Source organism: Mycolicibacterium sp. ND9-15, assembly GCF_035918395.1.
Lineage (GTDB): Bacteria > Actinomycetota > Actinomycetes > Mycobacteriales > Mycobacteriaceae > Mycobacterium.
On the sequence record NZ_CP142362.1, the window covers coordinates 2,526,964 to 2,546,659 of the forward strand.

The 19,696-nt window shown below is 68.2% G+C and carries 23 protein-coding genes and 1 pseudogene; 13 read left to right on the forward strand and 11 right to left on the reverse strand.

What is annotated here, in order from left to right; genetic code table 11:
• The first annotated feature begins 13 nt into the window (after window positions 1-13).
• Together QGN32_RS12325 and QGN32_RS12330 are read left to right on the forward strand one after the other, a co-directional pair.
• Window positions 14-793 carry a DUF2786 domain-containing protein gene (locus QGN32_RS12325; protein WP_326548829.1) on the forward strand — a complete coding sequence of 260 codons (780 nt, stop codon included), beginning with the start codon at window positions 14-16 and terminating at the stop codon, window positions 791-793.
• Window positions 790-1,284 (forward strand): TIGR04338 family metallohydrolase, encoded by a 495-nt coding sequence (locus QGN32_RS12330; protein WP_326548830.1) that lies wholly within the window; start codon window positions 790-792, stop codon window positions 1,282-1,284. The genes QGN32_RS12325 and QGN32_RS12330 overlap by 4 nt, the downstream gene beginning before the upstream one ends.
• Here the strand turns inward: QGN32_RS12330 and QGN32_RS12335 are convergent.
• Genes QGN32_RS12335 through mycP form a run of 4 tightly spaced genes read right to left on the reverse strand, consistent with a single transcriptional unit; the run spans window position 1,281 to window position 5,918 of the window.
• Complete coding sequence (locus tag QGN32_RS12335) at window positions 1,281-1,622, reverse strand: YbaB/EbfC family nucleoid-associated protein (RefSeq protein WP_326548831.1); 342 nt, start codon at window positions 1,620-1,622, stop codon at window positions 1,281-1,283. The two genes, QGN32_RS12330 and QGN32_RS12335, sit on opposite strands and share 4 nt — an antisense overlap.
• A complete protein-coding gene (locus tag QGN32_RS12340) occupies window positions 1,619-3,139 on the reverse strand; it encodes a PPE domain-containing protein (RefSeq protein WP_326548832.1) in 1,521 nt (506 codons plus the stop codon). The genes QGN32_RS12335 and QGN32_RS12340 overlap by 4 nt, the downstream gene beginning before the upstream one ends.
• Window positions 3,140-3,165: 26 nt before the next feature.
• On the reverse strand, window positions 3,166-4,563 hold the full coding sequence (gene eccE / locus QGN32_RS12345) for a type VII secretion protein EccE (RefSeq protein WP_326548833.1): 1,398 nt from the start codon (window positions 4,561-4,563) through the stop codon (window positions 3,166-3,168).
• Window positions 4,560-5,918 (reverse strand): type VII secretion-associated serine protease mycosin, encoded by a 1,359-nt coding sequence (mycP, locus tag QGN32_RS12350; protein ID WP_326548834.1) that lies wholly within the window; start codon window positions 5,916-5,918, stop codon window positions 4,560-4,562. The genes eccE and mycP overlap by 4 nt, the downstream gene beginning before the upstream one ends.
• A gap of 225 nt (window positions 5,919-6,143) precedes the next feature.
• On the opposite strand from mycP, the pseudogene QGN32_RS12355 reads away from it, so the two are divergent.
• A pseudogene (locus QGN32_RS12355) lies at window positions 6,144-6,252 on the forward strand (PPOX class F420-dependent oxidoreductase); the annotation flags it as partial.
• Here QGN32_RS12355 and QGN32_RS12360 read toward each other — a convergent pair.
• The gene (locus tag QGN32_RS12360) at window positions 6,218-6,643 is read right to left on the reverse strand and encodes a DUF3224 domain-containing protein (protein WP_326548835.1); all 426 of its coding nucleotides are present in this window, start codon (window positions 6,641-6,643) and stop codon (window positions 6,218-6,220) included. The pseudogene QGN32_RS12355 and the gene QGN32_RS12360 sit on opposite strands and share 35 nt — an antisense overlap.
• A 222-nt stretch (window positions 6,644-6,865) precedes the next feature.
• On the opposite strand from QGN32_RS12360, the gene manT reads away from it, so the two are divergent.
• Genes manT through mmpH form a run of 3 tightly spaced genes read left to right on the forward strand, consistent with a single transcriptional unit; the run spans window position 6,866 to window position 9,892 of the window.
• Entirely contained in the window at window positions 6,866-8,101 is a 1,236-nt protein-coding gene (gene manT / locus QGN32_RS12365; RefSeq protein ID WP_326549042.1) for an MMP alpha-(1->4)-mannosyltransferase, read from the forward strand.
• The gene (locus QGN32_RS12370; RefSeq protein WP_326548836.1) at window positions 8,095-8,826 is read left to right on the forward strand and encodes a class I SAM-dependent methyltransferase; all 732 of its coding nucleotides are present in this window, start codon (window positions 8,095-8,097) and stop codon (window positions 8,824-8,826) included. The genes manT and QGN32_RS12370 overlap by 7 nt, the downstream gene beginning before the upstream one ends.
• The gene (gene mmpH, locus QGN32_RS12375) at window positions 8,813-9,892 is read left to right on the forward strand and encodes an MMP endo-(1,4)-3-O-methyl-alpha-D-mannosidase (protein WP_326548837.1); all 1,080 of its coding nucleotides are present in this window, start codon (window positions 8,813-8,815) and stop codon (window positions 9,890-9,892) included. The genes QGN32_RS12370 and mmpH overlap by 14 nt, the downstream gene beginning before the upstream one ends.
• On the opposite strand, the gene QGN32_RS12380 is transcribed toward mmpH, so the two are convergent.
• Window positions 9,893-10,540, reverse strand: a complete 648-nt coding sequence (locus QGN32_RS12380) for a class I SAM-dependent methyltransferase (protein ID WP_326548838.1) — start codon at window positions 10,538-10,540, stop codon at window positions 9,893-9,895. It abuts the gene before it with no gap.
• Between the two features lie 65 nt (window positions 10,541-10,605).
• Here QGN32_RS12380 and QGN32_RS12385 point away from each other — a divergent pair, with 65 nt between their 5' ends.
• Window positions 10,606-11,175, forward strand: a complete 570-nt coding sequence (locus QGN32_RS12385) for a TetR/AcrR family transcriptional regulator (RefSeq protein ID WP_326548839.1) — start codon at window positions 10,606-10,608, stop codon at window positions 11,173-11,175.
• A gap of 5 nt (window positions 11,176-11,180) precedes the next feature.
• Here the strand turns inward: QGN32_RS12385 and QGN32_RS12390 are convergent, their stop codons facing one another.
• On the reverse strand, window positions 11,181-11,786 hold the full coding sequence (locus tag QGN32_RS12390; protein ID WP_326548840.1) for a TetR/AcrR family transcriptional regulator: 606 nt from the start codon (window positions 11,784-11,786) through the stop codon (window positions 11,181-11,183).
• Between the two features lie 100 nt (window positions 11,787-11,886).
• Between QGN32_RS12390 and QGN32_RS12395 the strand changes: the two genes are divergently transcribed.
• Both QGN32_RS12395 and QGN32_RS12400 read left to right on the forward strand, forming a co-directional pair.
• A complete protein-coding gene (locus tag QGN32_RS12395; protein WP_326548841.1) occupies window positions 11,887-13,266 on the forward strand; it encodes a cytochrome P450 in 1,380 nt (459 codons plus the stop codon).
• Complete coding sequence (locus QGN32_RS12400) at window positions 13,263-14,594, forward strand: cytochrome P450 (protein ID WP_326548842.1); 1,332 nt, start codon at window positions 13,263-13,265, stop codon at window positions 14,592-14,594. The genes QGN32_RS12395 and QGN32_RS12400 overlap by 4 nt, the downstream gene beginning before the upstream one ends.
• 7 nt (window positions 14,595-14,601) lie before the next feature.
• On the opposite strand, the gene msrA is transcribed toward QGN32_RS12400, so the two are convergent.
• Complete coding sequence (gene msrA / locus QGN32_RS12405; RefSeq protein ID WP_326548843.1) at window positions 14,602-15,114, reverse strand: peptide-methionine (S)-S-oxide reductase MsrA; 513 nt, start codon at window positions 15,112-15,114, stop codon at window positions 14,602-14,604.
• The gene (locus tag QGN32_RS12410; RefSeq protein WP_326548844.1) at window positions 15,111-15,356 is read right to left on the reverse strand and encodes a peptide-methionine (R)-S-oxide reductase; all 246 of its coding nucleotides are present in this window, start codon (window positions 15,354-15,356) and stop codon (window positions 15,111-15,113) included. The genes msrA and QGN32_RS12410 overlap by 4 nt, the downstream gene beginning before the upstream one ends.
• Window positions 15,357-15,415: 59 nt before the next feature.
• Between QGN32_RS12410 and QGN32_RS12415 the strand changes: the two genes are divergently transcribed.
• The 4 genes from QGN32_RS12415 to QGN32_RS12430 are packed head-to-tail and all read left to right on the forward strand — an operon-like array spanning window position 15,416 to window position 18,221.
• The gene (locus tag QGN32_RS12415) at window positions 15,416-15,817 is read left to right on the forward strand and encodes a hypothetical protein (RefSeq protein WP_326548845.1); all 402 of its coding nucleotides are present in this window, start codon (window positions 15,416-15,418) and stop codon (window positions 15,815-15,817) included.
• Between the two features lie 38 nt (window positions 15,818-15,855).
• A complete protein-coding gene (locus tag QGN32_RS12420) occupies window positions 15,856-16,362 on the forward strand; it encodes a nuclear transport factor 2 family protein (protein ID WP_326548846.1) in 507 nt (168 codons plus the stop codon).
• Window positions 16,359-17,393, forward strand: coding sequence for an NAD-dependent epimerase/dehydratase family protein (locus tag QGN32_RS12425; protein WP_326548847.1), 1,035 nt, complete (start codon window positions 16,359-16,361; stop codon window positions 17,391-17,393). The genes QGN32_RS12420 and QGN32_RS12425 overlap by 4 nt, the downstream gene beginning before the upstream one ends.
• A 9-nt stretch (window positions 17,394-17,402) precedes the next feature.
• A complete protein-coding gene (locus QGN32_RS12430) occupies window positions 17,403-18,221 on the forward strand; it encodes a class I SAM-dependent methyltransferase (protein ID WP_326548848.1) in 819 nt (272 codons plus the stop codon).
• A gap of 69 nt (window positions 18,222-18,290) precedes the next feature.
• Here QGN32_RS12430 and QGN32_RS12435 read toward each other — a convergent pair whose 3' ends face one another.
• A complete protein-coding gene (locus QGN32_RS12435; protein WP_326548849.1) occupies window positions 18,291-18,941 on the reverse strand; it encodes an enoyl-CoA hydratase-related protein in 651 nt (216 codons plus the stop codon).
• Window positions 18,941-19,411, reverse strand: coding sequence for an SRPBCC family protein (locus QGN32_RS12440; protein ID WP_326548850.1), 471 nt, complete (start codon window positions 19,409-19,411; stop codon window positions 18,941-18,943). The genes QGN32_RS12435 and QGN32_RS12440 overlap by 1 nt, the downstream gene beginning before the upstream one ends.
• Window positions 19,412-19,696: the final 285 nt, after the last annotated feature.

A 19,696-nucleotide genomic window follows, 5' to 3' on the forward strand; every position in this document is an offset into this window, starting at 1 on the left:
CTAATCTGGCGCAGTGACCGACGACAAGATGCTGGCCCGGATCGCCGCGCTGCTGCGCCAGGCCGAGGGCACCGACAACCTGCACGAAGCTGACGCGTTCATGACCGCTGCGCAGCGGCTGGCGACGGCGACCTCGATCGATCTCGCCGTCGCACGGGCCCATTCCGATCAGCGCACCAAAGCGCAGCTTCCGGCGCAGCGCACCATCACGATCGGCAATGCGGGCACCCGCGGGTTGCGCACCTATGTGCAGTTGTTCACCGTGATCGCGCACGCCAACGACGTGAAATGCGACGTCGCGTCGAACTCGACCTTCGTCTACGCCTACGGCTTCCCCGAGGACATCGACGCCAGCCACGCGCTGTACGCCAGCTTGGTGATGCAGATGGTCAAGGCCTCGCAGGCCTACATCGCCTCGGGTGCGCATCGACCCACCCCCACCATCACCGCACGCATCAACTTCCAGTTGGCGTTCGGCGCTTGTGTCGGGCAGCGGCTGGCCCAGGCCCGCGAGGAGGCGCGTCAGGAGGCCACGAACAGCCGCGAAGCTCAGCCGGGAACCGCGATCGCGTTGCGCGACAAGGATCTCGAGCTGCGTGACTTCTACCGCGAGACGTCGGAGGCCCGCGGCACCTGGCGGGCCACCAGCGCGACCGCCGGGTACTCGTCGGCCGCCCGCCGTGCGGGTGACCGGGCCGGACGCAGGGCCAGGCTCGGGCCCAGCCCCGAACTCGCGGGCGCCCGCTCGGCGCTGGCTGGAAGTCGGCGCCGGAGCGCCTCGGGAGGGAAGTGACCGCGCGCGACGCTCAGAGGGCGAAGGTCTATGCGGCCGAGGTGTTCGTCCGGACGCTGTTCGACAGGGCCGCCGAGCACGGCAGCCGCACCGTGGATTTCTTCGGCACCTCGTTGACGCTGCCGCCGGAAGCGCGGTTCGCCTCGGTGGATTCGGTACAACGCTACGTCGACGACGTGCTGGCGTTGGCCACGGTACGACGACGGTGGCCGCACGTGACGCCGCTGACGGTACGGTCCCGGCGCGGAGAGGCCGCTGCCCACTACGAGGTCGGCGGTGACGGTGCGGTCATCGCGGTGCCCGACGGCCGAACCCGTTGGGCGCTGCGCGAGTTGGTCGTTCTGCACGAGATCGCGCACCACCTCTGCGGGACCGCACCGCCGCACGGCCCCGAATTCGTGGCCACCTTCTGTGAACTGGCCGAGGCGGCGATGGGTCCCGAGGCCGCCCACGTGCTACGCGTCATATACGCGAAAGAAGGTGTGCGCTAGCAGGTTTGGTCTCCCGGCGCGTCGGTGAGCCCGGCGACGGCCGCGTCGAGGCGCTCACGATCGGCCTCGATCGAGGCGGTGGCCGCGGCGGTCGCGTTCTGCAGCGCCTCGTTGAGACGCTGTTGCACGGTCTCGACGCCCAGGCGAAGCAGGCCCTCCTCGATGAACACCCCCGTCAGATAGTGGTGTCCGTTCAGCGTGACCTCGACGGTATCGGCTTCGTCTGTGGCCGTGAACGTTTGAGTGTTCATCCGGTGCAACTGATCGTCCAAGATCGACTGCAGTCGCTGCGCCTGCTGCAGAACAGCAGCGACGTCCGGATGCATCTCCTCGGTCACGTCGCGTCTCGACCCTCGCGACCGTCGCCGACCTCCCTGCGCCGGCGATTGCCGATGACCGCCTCGGTCCACGGACGGTCCTCGGTGTACAGGTCCTCGTCGGGCGCCAACCGGGGATCGCGGCGCTTCTCCTTGCCCTGCTGTGCGCCCGCCCCGTGGCCCATCGGCGCCATGCCGCCGCCCATGCCGCCGGCGGCGCGGCCATCCGCCGACGGTCCCGCGCCCGCGCTCGCCGCGGCCGGTGTCGTCGGCGCAGGTGCCACGGTCTCCGCGGTCACCGGCGCGGACATCGGCGTCGCCGGCATGCCACCGCCACCGGCGCCAGCTCCGGCACCTCCACCGGACCCACTGCCACGGGAGGCCGCCGCGGGCCGCAGGCTCGGGTCCGTCGGCGGCCGGGCAGAAGGCGCGGTACCGCTGGGCGTGCCTGCGCCCACACCGCTGCCTGCCGACGGCGCACCACTGGACGAGGGTGCGCCGGCGCCAACCGGCGTGGCCCCGCCCCCCGCGCCGGACTGCGGCTCACCGCCGAGCGAGTGCGCCATCTTTTCGGCCATCCCGGCGGGATCGCCCGTGGGCTGTTGACCGCCACCGCCACCGCCACCGTTGCCGCCGACCGTGCCGGGGCGGTCGGCGCCACCGCCCGCCGGCATCTCGGGCCGCACGGGCGAGAACGTGGCGTTGTGCGCGTAGTCCTGGCGCACCTCGTCGGACTGCTGCTGAAGCTCCCGCATCCGGCTCTGGATCTTCTCCATTTCGGACTGGGTCGCGATCGAGTTTTCGGCGGTCGTCTGCGCCGCGAGCTCGTTCAGTCGCTTCTCCAGCTTCACGTACTCGCCGTGGATGTCTGCGTGCCGGGACTTCGCGTCGCCGTGTGCCTCAAGGACTTTGGCGGCAGCCACGGCCAGGTCCGCCCAGCCCTCGGACAGCTGCCGCAAGTGGCCCTCGAACTCGGTCATACGGGAATACGCGGCGTCGGCGGCTTCCCCCTCCCAGTCACCGCCGGGCGGTCGCGGCGCCTTGGCCTCGACATGTCTGGCGGCCGCAGCCCACTGCAACATCGCGACCTTCAAGCTGCTGCCGTCGTCGGGTGAGGTCAACTCCGCCTGCGTCTTATGGACGTCGCTGTACCCGCTCGCGTCGAGCGTGCGCGGAGCGCCGACGGGTGTCGGTGTGGCGGGCGGTGCAGTGGCCGGAGCGGGGATCGGGATCGCCTCGACCGCGGCGCGGCGCCCCGGATCGGTTATGACCCGGCCATAGGTCTCGTCGACCCTCTGGTACGCGTCGGCGGCGGTCTGCAGCATTTCGGCGATGCGCCGGTTCTCCTTTTCGGCCCACTCCTGAAACTCCAACAGCGACTTCGCGTTGTCGTTCAGGTTGGCGACCGCGGCGGACGAAGACGGAAGCGCATCCGGCGGCACGACCGCCTCGGCGTTGGGATTGTGCCACTGCTGGGCCATCATCTCGCCGGCCTGGCCGTAGAGCGCGCCCGGGTCGACCCGTTGCACGTCGCCCATGGCTATCCCTCCGTCCGCATGTCGGCTCAGCCCTCGAGGGCCATCTGGTAGCGGCTTTCCTCCCGCGGGTTGATCAGCCGAATCGGCAGCTCGCGGTGGCGTGGCGTTTGGATGAAACTGCTGCGCAACATGACTCGGCCGACGCCCGGATGCGGGCCCAGGTACGTCGTCGCGTTCGGCCACGCGACCTTGGCCTCTTGCCCGATCCGGGCGTTGACGTATCCGGCGAACTCGCCGAACTGCGGCAGCAGCGTGATGACGGCCCCCGCTGCCGCGGACCGCACGATGAACTGGGTGAACAGTCGCGCGTCGCCGAGGTTGATGCTGACGTCGACATCATCGAACGGCATGTACACGGGATAGCGGTCCGCCGTCTCACCGACGAGCACCCCCGCCGAACCGATCGGTAGCTCGTAGTGGCGGTCGTTGACCGGGCTGATGCCGTGCAGCGCAGCTCGTTGGCCGCCGAACAGGCACGAAAAGCCGTGTGGTGTCGAAGGATTCGCCAATGTTGTCAGCAGCACGGTCGACGTGGGCGCTTCCCCGGGGCGGATTCGGACCCGGGTGATCGTGTGGTCGGCACGGGCCGACCACCACACGTCCGGACCGCCGGGAGCCGTGTAGGCGGCGGTAAAGGCGCTGCGGCCCTTGATCGCCGACCACGTCTCCCGCTCGAAACTGATCTCGGTCGCACGGTCGAAATCGTCGAAACTGCGCGCCGGTCGGGCATCGATTCCGTTGCTCGCCAACTGGTCTGCGATCCGTGTCGCGGACGCCACCAGGTACCGCGCCAGTCCGGCGACGCCGGACTCACGGCGCTGCGACGACTTGCGGGTGGTCTCAGGGTCGGCTCGCAGCACGATCCAGGTCCGGCGATTGGCCGGTGCCGGATAGGGCCCGACCACCTGCTCGTAGAGCGAAACCAGCGTCGCCGGAGCGGTTTTGCCGACGCGGTACCCCGAAGACACGACGTCGGCCTCGAGATCCGGACAGTGCGCCGCGACGAGTTGCTCGACGAGGCGGGTGTCGACGACGTCGTCGGTGAGCGCCTCGCCGTTGACGATGACCGTGGGCGTGAAGGGGCGCGGCACCAACTCGATGGCCGCCACGAGGTAGCCGTCCTGCCACCGCACCGCGACGTGGTCACCCGGCAGCACGGTTGCGCCCACCGCGGGCTCCGACGGCTGCGCCGGCACATTGCGATGCCGCCGGCGCCATGCGAACACCGCCGCCACCCAACCCGTCACCCGCCGACCGCGGATCGTGACCACCGCGGCGAGCGCTATGAGCACTGCGAGCGTGATGCCCAGCCACAGCAGGCTCAGGTTCGCGAACAACACGATGCTGCCCGGGATCAGCGCCGCCGCCCAGATCGCGTGGCCGGTCGTGAACCGCAGCCCGAAAATGCCGAGAACCCTGGTCATCGGCGCCTCAACGCGCGACGAGCCATGGCGCCGAGCCCCAGGACGGCCGCGAGGACGGCGCCCGCGACGATCACCGCGGTGATCGGTCCCCGGTCGGGCGGAGGGGTGAACACCGGGGCCGGAATCTCTTTGACCTGATACGGCACGCGGTCCGGGCCCTCGGGCACATCCCAGGTCAGCGCGGCAACGGGGTCGATCGGCCCGGCGCCGACGTAGTTGTCGACGCCGCCGCCCGGGTGACGTGCAGTCGCGGTGATGCGGTTCATGATCTGAGCCGGTGTCAGCGCCGGGAAGCGTTGTTTGAGCAGCGCCGCCAACCCGGAGACGTACGCGGCGGCGAACGACGTGCCGCTGATCGGGATCAGGCCGTCCTGGCCCTGCAGCGCGTTGACCGGAGTGCCGTCGTAGCCGAGCGCCACCATGTTCTCGGCGGGCGCGGCGGCGCCCACCCACGGCCCCGACATCGAGAACGTGCTCGGCTGGCCGTTCGGGGCGTTGCCGCCCACGGTCAGCACCAGCGGCGAGTACCAGGCCGGGCTGACGATCGTCTGCACCTGCTTCCAGCCGCGCGGATCCGCCGGAACGGCCGGATCGGCGGGTGGGTTCTGCGTGCAATCCTGCCCGGTGTTGCCGGCGGCGACGACGATGACCGCGCCCTTGACGTTGACCGCGTAGTTGATGGCGGCGCCGAGCCCCGTTTCGTTGATCGGGCGCGTCACCTTGTAGCACGCCGCCTCGCTGATGTTGATGACCTGGGCGCCGAGGTTGGCCGCGTGCACCACCGCCCGGGCCAGGCTGCGCAGCGACCCCGCGGTCTGCGTGGTGTTCGGGTCGTTGGGGTCCTGGCGCGAGCCGACCGGCTGGAACGCCTCGGAGGTCTGCCGCAGCGACAGGACGCGGGCGTCGGGGGCGACGCCGACGAACCCGTCGGTCGGTGCGGCCCTGCCCGCAATGATGGACGCGGTCAGCGTGCCGTGTGCGTCGCAGTCGGACATCCCGTTACCGGCCTGGTCGACGAAGTCCCCGCCCGGTTCGGCAGGCACCCGCGGCGAGCCGACGACGCCGGTGTCGATCACCGCGACCGTGACGCCCGCACCGGTCGCGAATTTCTGCGCCTCGGACAACCGCAGGTAGTCGTTCGCCCACGGCCGGTCGGCGAAATTCGCGTTCGGGAACACCGCAGGTGCCGAGCAGATGCGCCGCTGTTCCATCGGTTGGTCCGGCCCCGTCTGGTCGGGAGGCACGGCCGCCGGATCGATCGTCGGGGGTTCGATCGCGGTCGCCGGGGGAGCGCTGAGCAATGCGAGCAGCAGCGCCGCCAGCAGCACGGTGACGCGCTCGAAGATGCGCTGCACGCGTCACGCACCTCCCCGGCGGGCGGTGTGCCAGGATACCGGCAGCAAACTCGATACCGCCCGCTGGCCAGGGCAAACTCTCACGTCAAGCCAATAGGGCAGATGCACGCAGCCAATCTTAAGGGGCCACCGGGGGGAGTCGTTCCGCTATCTGGTCCAGATGGTCGTCGCTACGGCCGGGAGATGCCCGAAAGTTCGCCACCGCCGATGTCGTCGGGCCGCGTCGAATACCGCCAGGCGATGGTGGAGCAGGGCAAGTGCCTCATTCGCATCACCCCGCGGCGCTGGGGGCCCCGTGGCTACCGGCGGGTTCCCCGAGAAGACTCGGCGATAGCAGTGTCCAAGCCGACGACGTCGAGGGTGATCGCGCCGGCCGGATCGGCGCGGAACTTCCCGCTGCCCGCGGCGTTGGCCAACCCGCCGGTGCCCGATGCGATCCGCACGTCGGCGCTGGCGACGCCATCCCGATAGGAGCCGTCGTGCAGCAACACCAGGCCGCCGGGATTTCCCCCGATGGTGCCGGTGATGTGCTCGATGCCGACGAACAGCGCACTCTTGTCCGGCGCGTAGGCCAGGAGCCATTTCGTCGTCGAGGTGCCCTGGATGTCGCCGTCGTAGCGTTTGGCGACCAGGGCCTCGGTCAGCCGGGTGGCCTCGTCGCCGTCCTCGAACGGCGTCTCGTCCCAACTGCCGATGTCGAAGGTCGCCTCGATATGTCTGCTCATGACGGGCGGATACCCGCTCGCCGGACCGCGGAACCGAGAGGCCGACACGCGAGACCTCGGGCCGCTGTGATAGTCAGAGCATGGCGGCCGCGTTGCGTCCACTAGCACGTCAAACTATAGTCTGGACACATGTCCAGAAGGTTCGGAGTTGTTGCGTGACACGATTTGCCCAGCTCACCGGCCCTGGATTCATCCGCTTCCGCGCATCGTCTTGAGTTGAAGATGCGCATCGCACTGTTGTCGTACCGAAGCAAGACCCACTGCGGTGGGCAGGGCGTCTATGTCCGCTATCTCAGCCGCGGCCTGGCGGACCTGGGCCACGACGTCGAGGTGTTCTCCGGCCAGCCCTATCCCGAAGACCTCGATCCTCGGGTCCGGCTCACCGAGGTGCCGAGCCTGGACCTGTATCGCGAACCGGACCCGTTCCGGATCCCGTGGCCGAACGAGATCAAGACCTCGATCGACCTGCTCGAGTTGTTGACCACATGGACGGCCGGCTTCCCGGAGCCCCGCACGTTCAGCCTGCGCGCCGCGCGTGCGCTGGCCCAGCGTCGTGACGAGTTCGACGTCGTGCACGACAACCAGTGCCTCGGCACCGGCCTGCGCAAGATCGCCGGCCTCGGTCTGCCGGTGGTCGCCACCGTGCACCACCCGATCACGCGCGACAAGGTCGTCGACGTCGCCGCCGCCAAGTGGTGGCGCAAACCGCTGGTGCGGCGGTGGTACGGCTTCGCCGAGATGCAGAAGCAGGTCGCCTGCGAGATCCCCGAACTCCTCACGGTGTCGTCCACCTCAGCGGCCGACATCGCCGAGGACTTCGGCGTCGCGCCCAGCCAATTGCACGTCGTGCCGCTCGGCGTCGACACCGCGATGTTCAAGCCGGCCGAGCGGCGGGTGCGCAACCGCATCATCGCGATCGCGAGCGCCGACGTTCCGCTCAAGGGGGTCAGGCACCTGCTGCACGCGGTCGCGCGGTTACGCGTCGAACGCGACCTCGAACTGCAGCTGGTCGCCAAGCTCGAACCGAACGGTCCCACCGAGAAGCTGATCGCCGAACTCGGCATCTCCGACATCGTGCACAGCTCGAGCGGACTGTCCGACGGCGAGCTGGCCGATCTGCTGGCGTCGGCCGAAGTGGCCTGTATCCCTTCGCTTTACGAGGGCTTTTCGTTGCCCGCGGTGGAGGCGATGGCCAGCGGTACGCCGATCGTGGCGAGCCGTGCCGGTGCGCTGCCCGAGGTGGTCGGGGCCGACGGTGAATGTGCCCGGCTGGTCCGGCCCGCCGACGTCGACGAACTGACCGCCGTGCTCGGCGACCTGCTCGACTCCCCGCGCGAGTTGGCGCGTCTAGGCGCCAACGGGCGCAAGCGTGCGATGGAAGTGTTCAGTTGGCAATCGGTTGCGGCGCAGACCGTTGCGGTCTACGAGCAGGCGCGCGAACGGGTCGGCGCATGCTGACGGTGGACTTCGACCGGCTCGGGGTCGGCTCGGGCACGAAGGTGATCGACGTGGGCTGCGGCGCTGGCCGGCACAGCTTCGAGGCGTACCGGCGCGGCGCGGACGTCATCGCCTTCGATCAGAACGCCGCCGACCTCAACGACGTCGACGAGATTTTGACCGCCATGCGCGCGCAGGGGGAGGCGCCGCTGGCGGCCAAGGCCGAGGTGGTCAAGGGCGATGCGCTCAACCTGCCTTATGCCGGAGGCACTTTCGACTGCGTGATCGCTTCGGAGATCCTCGAACACGTGCCCGAGGACGAGGGTGCCATCGCGGAACTGGTCCGGGTGCTCAAACCGGGCGGAACGCTCGCCATCACGGTGCCGCGGTGGCTTCCGGAGAAGCTCTGCTGGGTGCTCTCCGATGCGTACCACGCGAACGAGGGCGGGCATGTGCGGATCTATCACGCCGACCGGTTGCGCGACAAGGTGCTCGCCCACGGCCTGCGTCTGGTGCACAGCCACCATGCGCATGCCCTGCATTCCCCGTTCTGGTGGCTCAAATGCGCGGTGGGAACGGAGAACTCGGACCATCCCGCGGTGAAGGTCTACCACCGCATGCTGGTCTGGGACATGATGAGCCGGCCATGGCTCACACGGACGGCCGAGTCGGTGCTCAACCCGCTGATCGGCAAGAGCGTCGCGTTGTACTTCGAGAAACCGGTGGTCGTCGGTGCTGACGCCTGAACTCGAAGGCATCCCGAGTGTCCCGGGTGTGCTCACTCCGCAGGAGTGTCACCAGACCGCAAGATCGATTGCCGCAACTCAAGAGTCGTCCGGGGCGCTGCCATGGTTCGACGGCGGCCACACCGACCCGTGGGACCACATCGAGAACGCGATGGCGCTGACCGCGGCCGGCCTGACCGAACCGGCACGCGCGGCGTTCGAGTGGTCGCGCACGACCCAGCGGCCCGACGGGTCCTGGCCGATCCAGCTGCGCAACGGCGTCATCGAAGACGCCAACAGCGACAGCAACTTCTGCGCCTACATCGCCACTGGTGTCTGGCACCACGTGCTGATCACCGGCGACCGCCGATTCGCCGAGACGATGTGGCCGGTGGTCGCCAAGGCGATCGACTTCGTGCTGGGCATGCAGCTCAGCGGCGGCGAGATTGGCTGGGCCCAAAGTCCTTCCGGCATCGAGCAAGACGCGCTGCTGACGGGGTGCGCCAGCATCTACCACAGCATCCGGTGTGCGTTGGCGCTCGCGGATTACTTCGACGATCCGCAGCCCGAATGGGAGGTGGCCGTCGGTCGACTCGGCCACGCCATCGCCCACCATCCCGAGGCGTTCACGGTGAAGGACCGCTGGTCGATGGAGTGGTACTACCCGGTGCTTACCGGCGCGGTGCGCGGCGCACCGGCGCGGTCTCGGATCGACGAGCGGTGGCACGACTTCGTGGTGCCCGGGCTCGGTATCCGGTGTGTCGACGACCGGCCGTGGGTGACGGGCGCCGAAACCTGTGAGCTGGTAATGGCTTTGGATGCGATTGGCGACACGTTCCGCGCCCGGGAGCAGTTCACCGCGATGCACCACCTGCGTGAGGCCGACGGCTCCTACTGGACGGGGCTGGTGTTCGCCGACGGCAAGCGCTGGCCGGAGGAACGCACGACCTGGACGGGTGCCGCGATGATCCTGGCCGCCGACGCGCTGTCGTCCACCACGCCGGCGAGCAGCATCTTCCGCGGGGTCGACCTCCCGCGCGGCCTCGAAGGCGAGTACGACTGCGAGTGCGCGACAAGCGATCGCTAGCTACAGCGGTTCGCCGGCAACACCTGCGGTCCGCTCCAGCACCCGCATGGACCCGGTTGCCGAAACCTCGCGGAACTCGTTGGTAGCCAAGGCACGTCGGTAGATGTGAAACGGCGCCTGCCCGCCTTCGTCGGGGTCGGGGAAGACGTCGTGGATGACCAGCGCGCCGCCCACCTCCACCCATCTGGCCCAGCCGTCGAAGTCGCGCTGGGCGGCCTCCTCGGTGTGGCCCCCGTCGATGAACAACAGGCGCAACGGGGTTCGCCATCCGCGTGCGACCACCGGCGAGCGGCCGACGACCGCGACCACGTGATCGTCCAGCCCGGCGGCGTCGAGCGTGTGCCGCGCGGTGGGCAACGTGTCGAACAAACCGGTGACGGCATCCACCATCGACGCGTCGTGGTACTCCCAGCCCGGCTGGTGTTCCTCGGAGCCGTGATGATGGTCGACGGTGTAGATCACGCCGCCGGTCTGCTGGGCCGCCGCGCCGAGCAAGACGGTCGACCTGCCGCAGTAGGTGCCGATCTCGACGCCGATGCCGTCGGCGAGATACTTCACGGCCGCGTCGAACAGAGCCCGGCCCTCGTCGGCGGGCATGAATCCGGTGACCTGTTCGGCCAGGGCGAAGAGTTCATCAGTGGTGCGCATCGCCAGCCAGACTAATGGGGCCGAATCATTGCTGGTGCCGGGGCGTTGTAGTAGCGTCCGGACATGTGTCCGACACGGCCCTGGAGTCGACTCGGCGCCGTCTGACCGCCAAGCAGGCAGACACCGTCGACCGCTTGGGTCGGGCCGCGGTCGATCTCCTCGGCCGTGAGGGCTTCGCGGGTCTGACGGTGCGACGAGTGGCTGCCGATGCAGGTGTCGGGGCGGCCACCGCCTACACCTACTTTTCCTCCAAGGAACACCTCGTTGCCGAGGTCTTCTGGCGACGGCTCGCAGCGTCGTCGCCGGCCGCGCACGAGTCCGGCGATCCCGCGACCCGGGTGGTCGAGGTGCTGCGGCACGTCGCGCTGCTGGTCGCCGACGAGCCTGAGTTCGCCGGTGCGGTGACGACCGCGTTGTTGGGCCGAGACCCCGACGTCGAGGTGCTGCGGGTGCGCATCGGTCGCGAGATCCGCGACCGGCTCGCCTCGGCGCTGGGCGCCGACATCGATCCCGACGTCATCGACTCGCTGGAGATGCTGTACTCCGGCGCCCTGGTGCGCGCGGGCATGGGGTATGCCTCCTACCCCGAAATCGCTGAGCGACTTGAGAAATCGGCGCGGTTGATCGTGGGCTGAATTCCTCAGCGTGAGCCGAGAATCGCCACGGCAGCGGTGATCGCCGGTTCGGCGATGCCGCACAGATCACCGCCGTCCTCGACGAACAGCGCGGTCAGTTCGCGTAACCCGCCCAGGATGATGAGCGCCAGGGGGCGTGATAACGGCGCGAGTTGGGCGCGCTGGAAGCCCGCGCTGGAACTGATGTCGACGAGCATGTCGGTGAAATGCTCCATCGCCTCCCGATGCAGCGGATGCGCGGCGGCGCCCAGCGCGGGGGCCTCGCGGATCCAGGCCAGAGTGATCGCCGGCCGTGCGGAGATGTGGTCGACGTAGGCGATCACCGCCGAGCGAATCTGGTCACGCCAGTCGGTCTCCGGCTCCGCCGCCGCCCGCACGCTCGCGATCATCGTCTCGTTGTTGCGCCGCAACAGCTCGATCAGGCATTCCTCTTTGCTCGTGAACTGCTCATAGAAGGTCCGCTTCGACGTCCGGGCATGTCGCACGATGTCGGCGACGGTGGTGTCGCGGTATCCGCGCTCGGCGATGGATGCGGCCAGACCGTCGAGCACTCGATCGCGAAACTGATCGGCGGCGACGGTGTGCGCGCCGTTGTCCAGCGCAGTGGTCATACCGCCTCCTCGACACCCTTGCATCCCTTGGTACCAAGCGGTACCGTACAACACCAACACTGCGGTACATCGTAGTACCGGGGAACCGGCCGGGAGCGTAATGAGCGAAGCCATGATCGTCGAAACGCCCACATCTGCGCAGGCGGCGCCTCGCGCAGCCAGACTGCCGCCCAAGCCGCCGATTCCCAAGCCGCTGCTGGGTGTCGCGTTCGCCGTTTCACGTCGCTGGACGTTAGCCCGGCTCGCCCGCCTCCTCGGCCCCGTCTTCACGATGAACATTCCGGTGTTCGGGCACACGGTTGTGGTCGGTGACCCGCAGCTGGCCAAGCAGCTCTTTCTGGCCAACACCGACGACGTCGGCAACGTGCAGCCGAATCTGTCCCGGGTGCTCGGGCCCGGTTCGGTGTTCGCACTCGACGGACGTGAGCACCGTCGCCGCCGCCGGCTGCTGACCCCACCGTTCCACGGCAAGAGCGTCAAGAACTACGAAAAAATCTTCGAAGAGGAGACACTGCGCGAGTCGGCGAACTGGCCCCGGGGGCAAGCATTCCCGACGCTGGAGCCGATGATGAGGATCACGCTCAACGCGATCCTGCGCGCAGTGTTCGGCGCCGACGATGAGCAGTTGGACGAGCTGCGGCGCATCATCCCGCCGTGGGTGACATTGGGTTCGCGGCTGGTGACGTTTCCCACGCCTTCACGCACCTATGGCCGGTTCAGCCCGTGGGGCCGGCTCGCCGAATATCGCAGGCAGTACGACGTGGTCATCGAGAAGCTGATCGCCGGGGCCGCGGCCAACCCCGGCTTCGACGACCGGGAAGACGTCCTGGCGCTGCTCCTGCGCAGCAGCTACGAGGACGGTACTGCCATGTCGCACAAGGAGATCGCCGACGAACTGCTGACCCTACTGGCCGCCGGCCACGAGACCACTGCCTCCACCTTGGCGTGGGCCTTCGAACGGATCACCCGCCACCCGGACGTCCTGGCGAAGTTGGTGACAGAGGCGGGAACCGAAGACAACGAATACCGCCAGGCCGTCATCGCTGAGGTGCAGCGCTCGCGCACCGTGATCGACTTCGCGGGCAGGCATGTCTACTCGCCGACCCTCGAACTGGGCGAATGGGTCATCCCACAGGGGTATACGGTGCTGGCAAGCATCTCCTTGATGCACGACCGGGCGGCCGAGTTCCCTGCCCCCGACCGCTTCGATCCGCAGCGCTTCCTCGAAACCAGGCCGCCGACATTCGCCTTCATCCCGTTCGGCGGGGGCACCAGACGCTGCGTCGGCGCCGTGTTCGCCAATGTCGAGATGGACGTGGTACTGCGCACGGTGCTGCGCCACTTCGTGATCGACAGCACCGCAGCACCCGGGGAGAAGGTGCACTCGCGCGGCGTTGCCTATACCCCGAAGAACGGTGGCCGCATCGTGGTGCACCGCCGACAGACCCCGCTCGCCCAGGAGGAGCCGACCAACCGATGACCAACGCAGCCGTCGCCAACGAGGACGCCCCGGTGATGCCCGGCAGGATGCCGCCCGCGGTGCCGCTGCCCAAAGCCCTTCAGATGGTGCTCATGACGGGGTTTCGCCGGTGGTTCCTGAGGAAGGCATTCAACCGGTATGGTCCGGTGTTCGCGATCAATGTGCCGTTCTTCGGGCGCAGCGTGGTGATAGCCGATCCCGCACTGATCCGATCGGTTTACCTTGCGAGCACCGACGATCTGATCAACGTGCAGCCCAATTTGAGCCGGATCTTCGGTCCCGGTTCGGTTTTCGCGCTTGACGGCGCCGAGCACCGCAAGCGCCGCAAGCTGCTGGCGCCGCCGTTCCACGGCCAGAGCATCAAGAACTACGAGAAGATCATCGAGGAGGAGACGCTCCGCGAGACCGCGACCTGGCCGGAGGGTGTCGAGTTCCCGACGCTCGAACCGATGAACAGGATCACGCTGAACGTCATTCTGCGCACGGTGTTCGGCGCGGACGGGGCCGAACTCGACTACCTGCGCCAGATCATCCCGCCGTGGGCGAAGCTGGGTTCGCGCATGGCGACCCTGCCCCAGCCGCCGTTCAAGACCGGTCGATACAGTCCGTGGGGCCGGTTGGCTGCGTTCCGGCGCGACTTCGACCGCATCGTGTTCGCGCTGATCGACAAGGCTGAGGCGGACCCGGCCCGCGGCGAGCGCACCGACATTCTCGCGCTGCTGCTGGGCAGCACGTACGAGGACGGCACCCCGATGTCGCGGCAAGACGTCTCCGATGAACTGCTCACCCTCCTCGGCGCCGGTCACGAAACCACCGCGTCGACGCTCGGCTGGGCGTTCGAGCGGCTGCGCCGCCATCCCGAGGTGCTGGCCAGACTGGTCGAGGAGAACGACGAGGGTGGCAACGAGTACCGCCAGGCCTTCATCAACGAGCTGCAACGCAACCGGACCGTCATCGACTTCTCCGGACGACACGTCCTCGCACCGCATTTCGACGTCGGGCAGTGGCGGATTCCGCACGGCTACACCGTGATGATGTCGCTGGCCCAGATGCACGCCAACGCGGAGATCTTCCCCGACCCCGAGCGCTTCGACCCCGAACGGTTCCTGGGTAAGCGCCCCCCGACGGCATGGGTGCCGTTCGGCGGCGGGACCCGTCGGTGCATCGGGTCCGCGTTCGCGAACGTCGAGATGGACGTGGTGTTACGAACGGTGCTGCGGCACTTCGTGATCGAGACGGATAACGCGCCGGACGAGAAGGTGCACTTTCGCGGGATCGCGTTCACCCCGAAGGCCGGCGGCCGGGTCGTGGTACGCCACCGCGCTTGACGCGGGGCTACTGGCCGGCGGTCTCGCGCTTCGGCAGTTTCCAGCCCGGCCGCGGGAAGTGGCACGTGTAACCGTTCGGATACCGCTCGAGGTAATCCTGGTGCTCGGGTTCGGCTTCCCAGAAGTCGGCAGCGGGGATGACCTCGGTGACGACCTTGCCGGGCCACAACCCAGAGGCGTCGACATCGGCGATGGTCTCCAGCGCGACGCGCTTCTGATCCTCGTCGAGGTAGAAGATCGCCGACCGGTAGCTGGTACCGACGTCGTTGCCCTGACGGTTCTTCGTCGTCGGGTCGTGGATCTGGAAGAAGAACTCCAGCAATGCGCGGTAGTCCGTGCGCGCCGGGTCGTAGACGATCTCGATCGCCTCGGCGTGCCCGGGATGGTTGCGATAGGTGGGGCCGGCGTTCTCGCCACCGGTGTAGCCGACGCGCGTCGACACCACACCCGGTTGCCTGCGGATCAGATCCTGCATGCCCCAGAAGCAACCGCCCGCCAGGATGGCCTTCTTGTCGTTCATGCCTGCGCCTCCTCCGCTGCGAACAGCTTCTTGTACTCGCCGTAACCCTCGGCCTCGAGGTCGTCGAGGTGGATGAACCTCAGCGAAGCCGAGTTGATGCAGTAGCGCAACCCACCGTCCGTGCGAGGCCCGTCGGGGAAGACGTGCCCGGTGAACGGCCGGTCGGTGCCGTTCTCCTGCGTGACGCGGTTCTGCTCGGGCGACAACGCGTCCACGGCGGCGGGATTCTTGCGGTAACTCATGGTGCCTGTATAACCGCCGCACGGACCGGCGTGTTCCGGGTGCGGATTACGGTTGTGTGATGCGCAGGGTGGTCGCCGTCATTGGCCTCGCATTGTTGGCGGGTTGCGTTGCGCCGTCGGCGTGGGCCGAGACCGCCGCACTCGCGGAGCGGCCCGGCCATCCCGGCCTGGTGTTCACCGACAACCCGGCGATCGTCGACCCGCACCCGATGCGCGCCGAGTCCTTCAGCCGCGTGTCCGATGACCGCGCCGTCGCGGTGCATTTCACCACGGGCACGCCGCAGTGCTACGGCGTGCACGCGACTGCGCAGGAGACGCCGGAAACCGTCACCGTCGAACTGCGCGGTGGCACGCTTCCCGAAGCCGTCGGCCGGGCATGCATCTTGATCGCGGTGGAGGGCAGCCTCGACGTCCCGCTGCAGAGTCCGCTGGGCACGCGGCAAGTGCTCACGGCGTTCTGACGCTCGACAACGTTGGTAGAACGTGTTCTAGTTCTGGTGTGACGAGCAGCCCCTTCAGCCGTGAGGAACTCTCCGCGGCATTCGAGAGGTTCGAGGCGACGGTCGACCGCGCCGCGCAGACGAGGGACTGGGATCCCTGGGTCGACCAGTACACCGACGACGTCGTCTACGTCGAGCACGCAGCCGGCACGATGCGCGGTCGCCAGCAGGTTCGCCCGTGGATCTGGAAGACGATGGAGTCGTTCCCCGGCAGCTACATGACGTCGTTCCCGTCGCTGTGGAGCGTGTTCGACGAGCCGACCGGCCGGGTCATCTGCGAACTCGACAACCCGATGCGCGACCCCGGCGACGGCACGATCATCAGCGCGACCAACATCTCGATCCTCACCTACGCCGGCGACGGGTTGTGGCGCCGCCAGGAGGACATCTACAACCCGCTGCGGTTCGTCAAGGCGACGGTGAAGTGGTGCCGCACGGCAGCCGAACTCGGCACGCTGCCCGACGAGGCCCAGGAGTGGCTGCGCCACTACGGAGGCGCCGAGTGAGCAAGCTTGTCGTCGGGGCCAACGGCTTCCTGGGATCGCATGTCGCCCGGCTGCTGGTGGCCGACGGGCACGACGTCCGAGCGATGGTGCGTCCGAACGCCAACACCACCAGCATCGATGATCTGCCCGTCGACCGGTTCCTCGGGGACATCTGGGACAACGACACCCTGCGCGCGGCCATGGACGGTGTCGACGACGTGTACTACTGCGTCGTCGACACCAGGGGTTGGCTCAAGGACGCCGCCCCGCTGTTTCACACGAACGTCGAGGGCACCCGCAACGTGCTCGAGGTCGCGAAGGACGCCGGTCTCCGCCGCTTCGTCTACACCAGCAGCTACGTCACCGTCGGGCGCCGGCGCGGGCATGTGGCCACCGAGGCCGACGTGATCGCCGACGGAGGCGAGATGTCGCCGACCTTTCGGCTCCGGGGTCTGACGCCGTATGTGCGGTCCCGCGTTCAGGCCGAGGCCCTCGTGCTGCAGTACGCGCGTGAACACGGCCTGCCCGCGGTGGCGATGTGCGTGTCCACCACGTACGGCAGCGGCGACTGGGGTCGTACGCCGCACGGCGCGATCATCGCCGCCGCGGCGTTCGGCAAGCTGCCATTCGTGCTGGGCGGTATCGAACTCGAGGCCGTCGGAGTCGACGATGCCGCGCGGGCAATGATTCTCGCCGCCGAGCACGGCCGTGTCGGTGAACGCTACCTGATTTCGGAGAAGATGATCAGCAACGCCGAGGTCGTGCGCATCGCGGCAGAAGCCGCCGGGGTGCCGCCGCCGACGAGGACGATCCCGCTGCCGGTGTCCTACGCGATGGCCACGCTGGGCACCGTCAAGGCGCGGCTGACCGGAACCGACGAGAAGCTGTCGCTGGAGTCGCTGCGGCTGATGCGGGCCGAAGCGCCGGTGGCCTGCGGCAAGGCCAGACGCGAACTCGGTTGGCAGCCAAGGCCGGTCGAGGAGTCGATCCGCGAGGCGGCACGGTTCTGGGCCGGTCTGCGCGACGCCCGACGTCAGAGCAAAGCCGGTTAGCCTCGAGGCATGCCCGAAAAGCTGCAAGTCGACCTGTCCGGCGCGCCGCAGACGATGCTCGCGACGTTCTACGCCAAAGCGCTCGACGCCGACCTGCCGAAACCGATTCTGGGCGACCGGTTCGCCAAGGACATCGTCGACCACATCGACTACGACTGGCCGAAGACGTCGATCACCGCCGCGAACTCCCCGTCGGTGACCACCCGCAGCGCCCATTTCGACATGTGGGCTCGCCAGTTCCTGGCTGTCCATCCCGAAGCGGTCGTGCTGCATCTGGGCTGTGGGCTGGACGCGCGGGCGTTCCGGGTGGATCCGGGGCCGGGTGTGGAGTGGTTTGACGTCGACTATCCCGACGTGGCCGATCTGCGTACGCGCCTCTACCCGGACCGGGAGCACTATCGCGTGATCGCCGCATCGGTCACCGATCCGACCTGGCTGGCCGAAATACCCTCTGATCGACCGACTTTGATGATCGCCGAGGGCCTGACCATGTACCTAACCGAGTCCGAGGGCCTGGCGCTACTGCGGCGCGTCGTCGGCGGTTTCCCGTCCGGCGAGCTGCAGTTCGACGCGTTCAACCGGCTCGGTATCCGCTCGCAGTTCTTGAACTCAGTGGTGCGCCGCTCGGGGGCGAAGCTGTACTGGGGCATCGACGGCCCCGACGACCTCGTGGACGCGGTACCCGGTATCCGGTTGCTGGCCTGGGTGTCGGCGTTGGATTCCTCGACCTTCCGCGACCTCGCCTGGTACTACCGGGCGATGGCTCGGGCGTTGTCAGCGCTGCCGTCGCTGCGCTATATGGCGCAGTACCACCGCTACGCGTTCTGAGCCTCGAACTCGAAACTGAAGACCTGCACGAAGATTGTCCGAACTTTCGTGCAAAGGTTCATTTCGGCCCTAGCGGACCCTGAGTTCGGCGATCACCTCGGCGTACAGCCGCGCCTTGATCGCCCCGAACACCGCGCCGGCCTTCGCGGCCAGCGCCTCGGCACGGGCGACCGCCGCGTCGAGAACCTCTGCCTCACCGGCCGTCGCCGCTACGATTCCGGCCGCGCGGGCATCCTCACCGCCGTAGCGTCGCGCGGTCGTCATCGCCTCGTGCGCGGTCGCAATCGGCAGCCGGGACCGGATGAGCGCGTTCATCCCCGCCGTGAACGGAATGCCGAGGTCGACCTCCGGCAGGCAGAAGTAACCGCGGTCGGCACGCATGACTATCGAGTCGTGGGCGAGCGTGAGCATCGCGCCCGCGGCGAACGCATGCCCCTGCACCGCGGCCACGATCGGCGCCGGGAATGCCAGCACGCGGGCGAACAGGGCATGCACCTCGGCCAGGTTCGCCTCGGCCGCATCGGGATTGGCCGCCATGAAGTCCAGGTCGAGCCCGTTGGAGTAGAACTTGCCCACCCCGGTGGTGACCACGGCCTTCGGCCCGTCCGCCGCCTCCACCTCGTCGAGAGCCGCATTGATCGCGGCCAGCCTGTCCGGGTGGAAGCGGTTCTCGTCGTCACCGAGTGTCAACACGAATGCCGCGCCGCGTTTGTCCAGCATCAGGCTTCGGCCTTTTCCTTCAACCGTTGCAGCGTCTGGCGGATGTGGTCGGCGTTGGCGGTATCGCGGTCCTTCACGCCCGTGGCCCAGCCCGCCGGAACCCGGAACCACCCGGGTCGCCGGTCCCAGGTGCTCTCGGTGACGCGCGATTTCCCGTCACCCGTCGAGGCGATGTCATAACGCCAGTGCGCGACCGGAATGACCGCACTGCGCACATCGAACGCGAAGACGTGGCCGGGGTCAGCGGCGGTGACGGTGCAGGTCGTTGTCCAAGTGCGCGACCCGTTGCGGTTCTGCCCTCGGAACACCGCACCCGGTTGTGCCGCATTACCCTTGCGCCACTCCATGGCGTAGGTCTCCTCGGCCAGCGACGCCAACGTCGGCAGGTCGGTGATGAGGCGGTAGATCGTGTCGGGGTCGGCGTCGATAGTGACCTCCGCCTGCGCGGAGGCCGGACCTGATTCGCTCATGCGGCGATCGTAATCACTTCGGGAGGCCTCGCGGGGAGGCTGACGCCGATCAAGACGGTGTGGGTGTGGTGTTGCGTGTCCGCTCGGCTCTGATGCGGGCGGCGAATTCGGCTGCGCGGCTGCGTTTTCGTTTCGGCATGGCGGCCGCGCGATCACCGCCAGTTGGCGTGATGGGTGGTGGGAGATTGGCGGTGGTGGTGTCCCAGTTTTGGAAGAAAAGCTTGCTGCCGCGCTGGGTGGTGCAGGTCCCGGCCGCTCGGCGATTTCCAGATCACGGTGCCCATC

Bases quoted from the DNA above. Each gene is read 5' to 3' on its own strand.
- QGN32_RS12390 (WP_326548840.1), bottom strand. From the start codon at position 11,786: ATGACCACTGCGCTGGACAACGGCGCGCACACCGTCGCCGCCGATCAG.
- QGN32_RS12435 (WP_326548849.1), bottom strand. From the start codon at position 18,941: ATGCTGGACAAACGCGGCGCGGCATTCGTGTTGACACTCGGTGACGAC.
- manT (WP_326549042.1), top strand. From the start codon at position 6,866: ATGCGCATCGCACTGTTGTCGTACCGAAGCAAGACCCACTGCGGTGGG.
- QGN32_RS12395 (WP_326548841.1), top strand. From the start codon at position 11,887: ATGAGCGAAGCCATGATCGTCGAAACGCCCACATCTGCGCAGGCGGCG.
- QGN32_RS12430 (WP_326548848.1), top strand. From the start codon at position 17,403: ATGCCCGAAAAGCTGCAAGTCGACCTGTCCGGCGCGCCGCAGACGATG.
- QGN32_RS12370 (WP_326548836.1), top strand. From the start codon at position 8,095: ATGCTGACGGTGGACTTCGACCGGCTCGGGGTCGGCTCGGGCACGAAG.
- msrA (WP_326548843.1), bottom strand. From the start codon at position 15,114: ATGAACGACAAGAAGGCCATCCTGGCGGGCGGTTGCTTCTGGGGCATG.
- QGN32_RS12400 (WP_326548842.1), top strand. From the start codon at position 13,263: ATGACCAACGCAGCCGTCGCCAACGAGGACGCCCCGGTGATGCCCGGC.
- QGN32_RS12380 (WP_326548838.1), bottom strand. From the start codon at position 10,540: ATGCGCACCACTGATGAACTCTTCGCCCTGGCCGAACAGGTCACCGGA.
- eccE (WP_326548833.1), bottom strand. From the start codon at position 4,563: ATGACCAGGGTTCTCGGCATTTTCGGGCTGCGGTTCACGACCGGCCAC.
- QGN32_RS12415 (WP_326548845.1), top strand. From the start codon at position 15,416: ATGCGCAGGGTGGTCGCCGTCATTGGCCTCGCATTGTTGGCGGGTTGC.
- QGN32_RS12440 (WP_326548850.1), bottom strand. From the start codon at position 19,411: ATGAGCGAATCAGGTCCGGCCTCCGCGCAGGCGGAGGTCACTATCGAC.
- QGN32_RS12340 (WP_326548832.1), bottom strand. From the start codon at position 3,139: ATGGGCGACGTGCAACGGGTCGACCCGGGCGCGCTCTACGGCCAGGCC.
- QGN32_RS12410 (WP_326548844.1), bottom strand. From the start codon at position 15,356: ATGAGTTACCGCAAGAATCCCGCCGCCGTGGACGCGTTGTCGCCCGAG.
- QGN32_RS12360 (WP_326548835.1), bottom strand. From the start codon at position 6,643: ATGAGCAGACATATCGAGGCGACCTTCGACATCGGCAGTTGGGACGAG.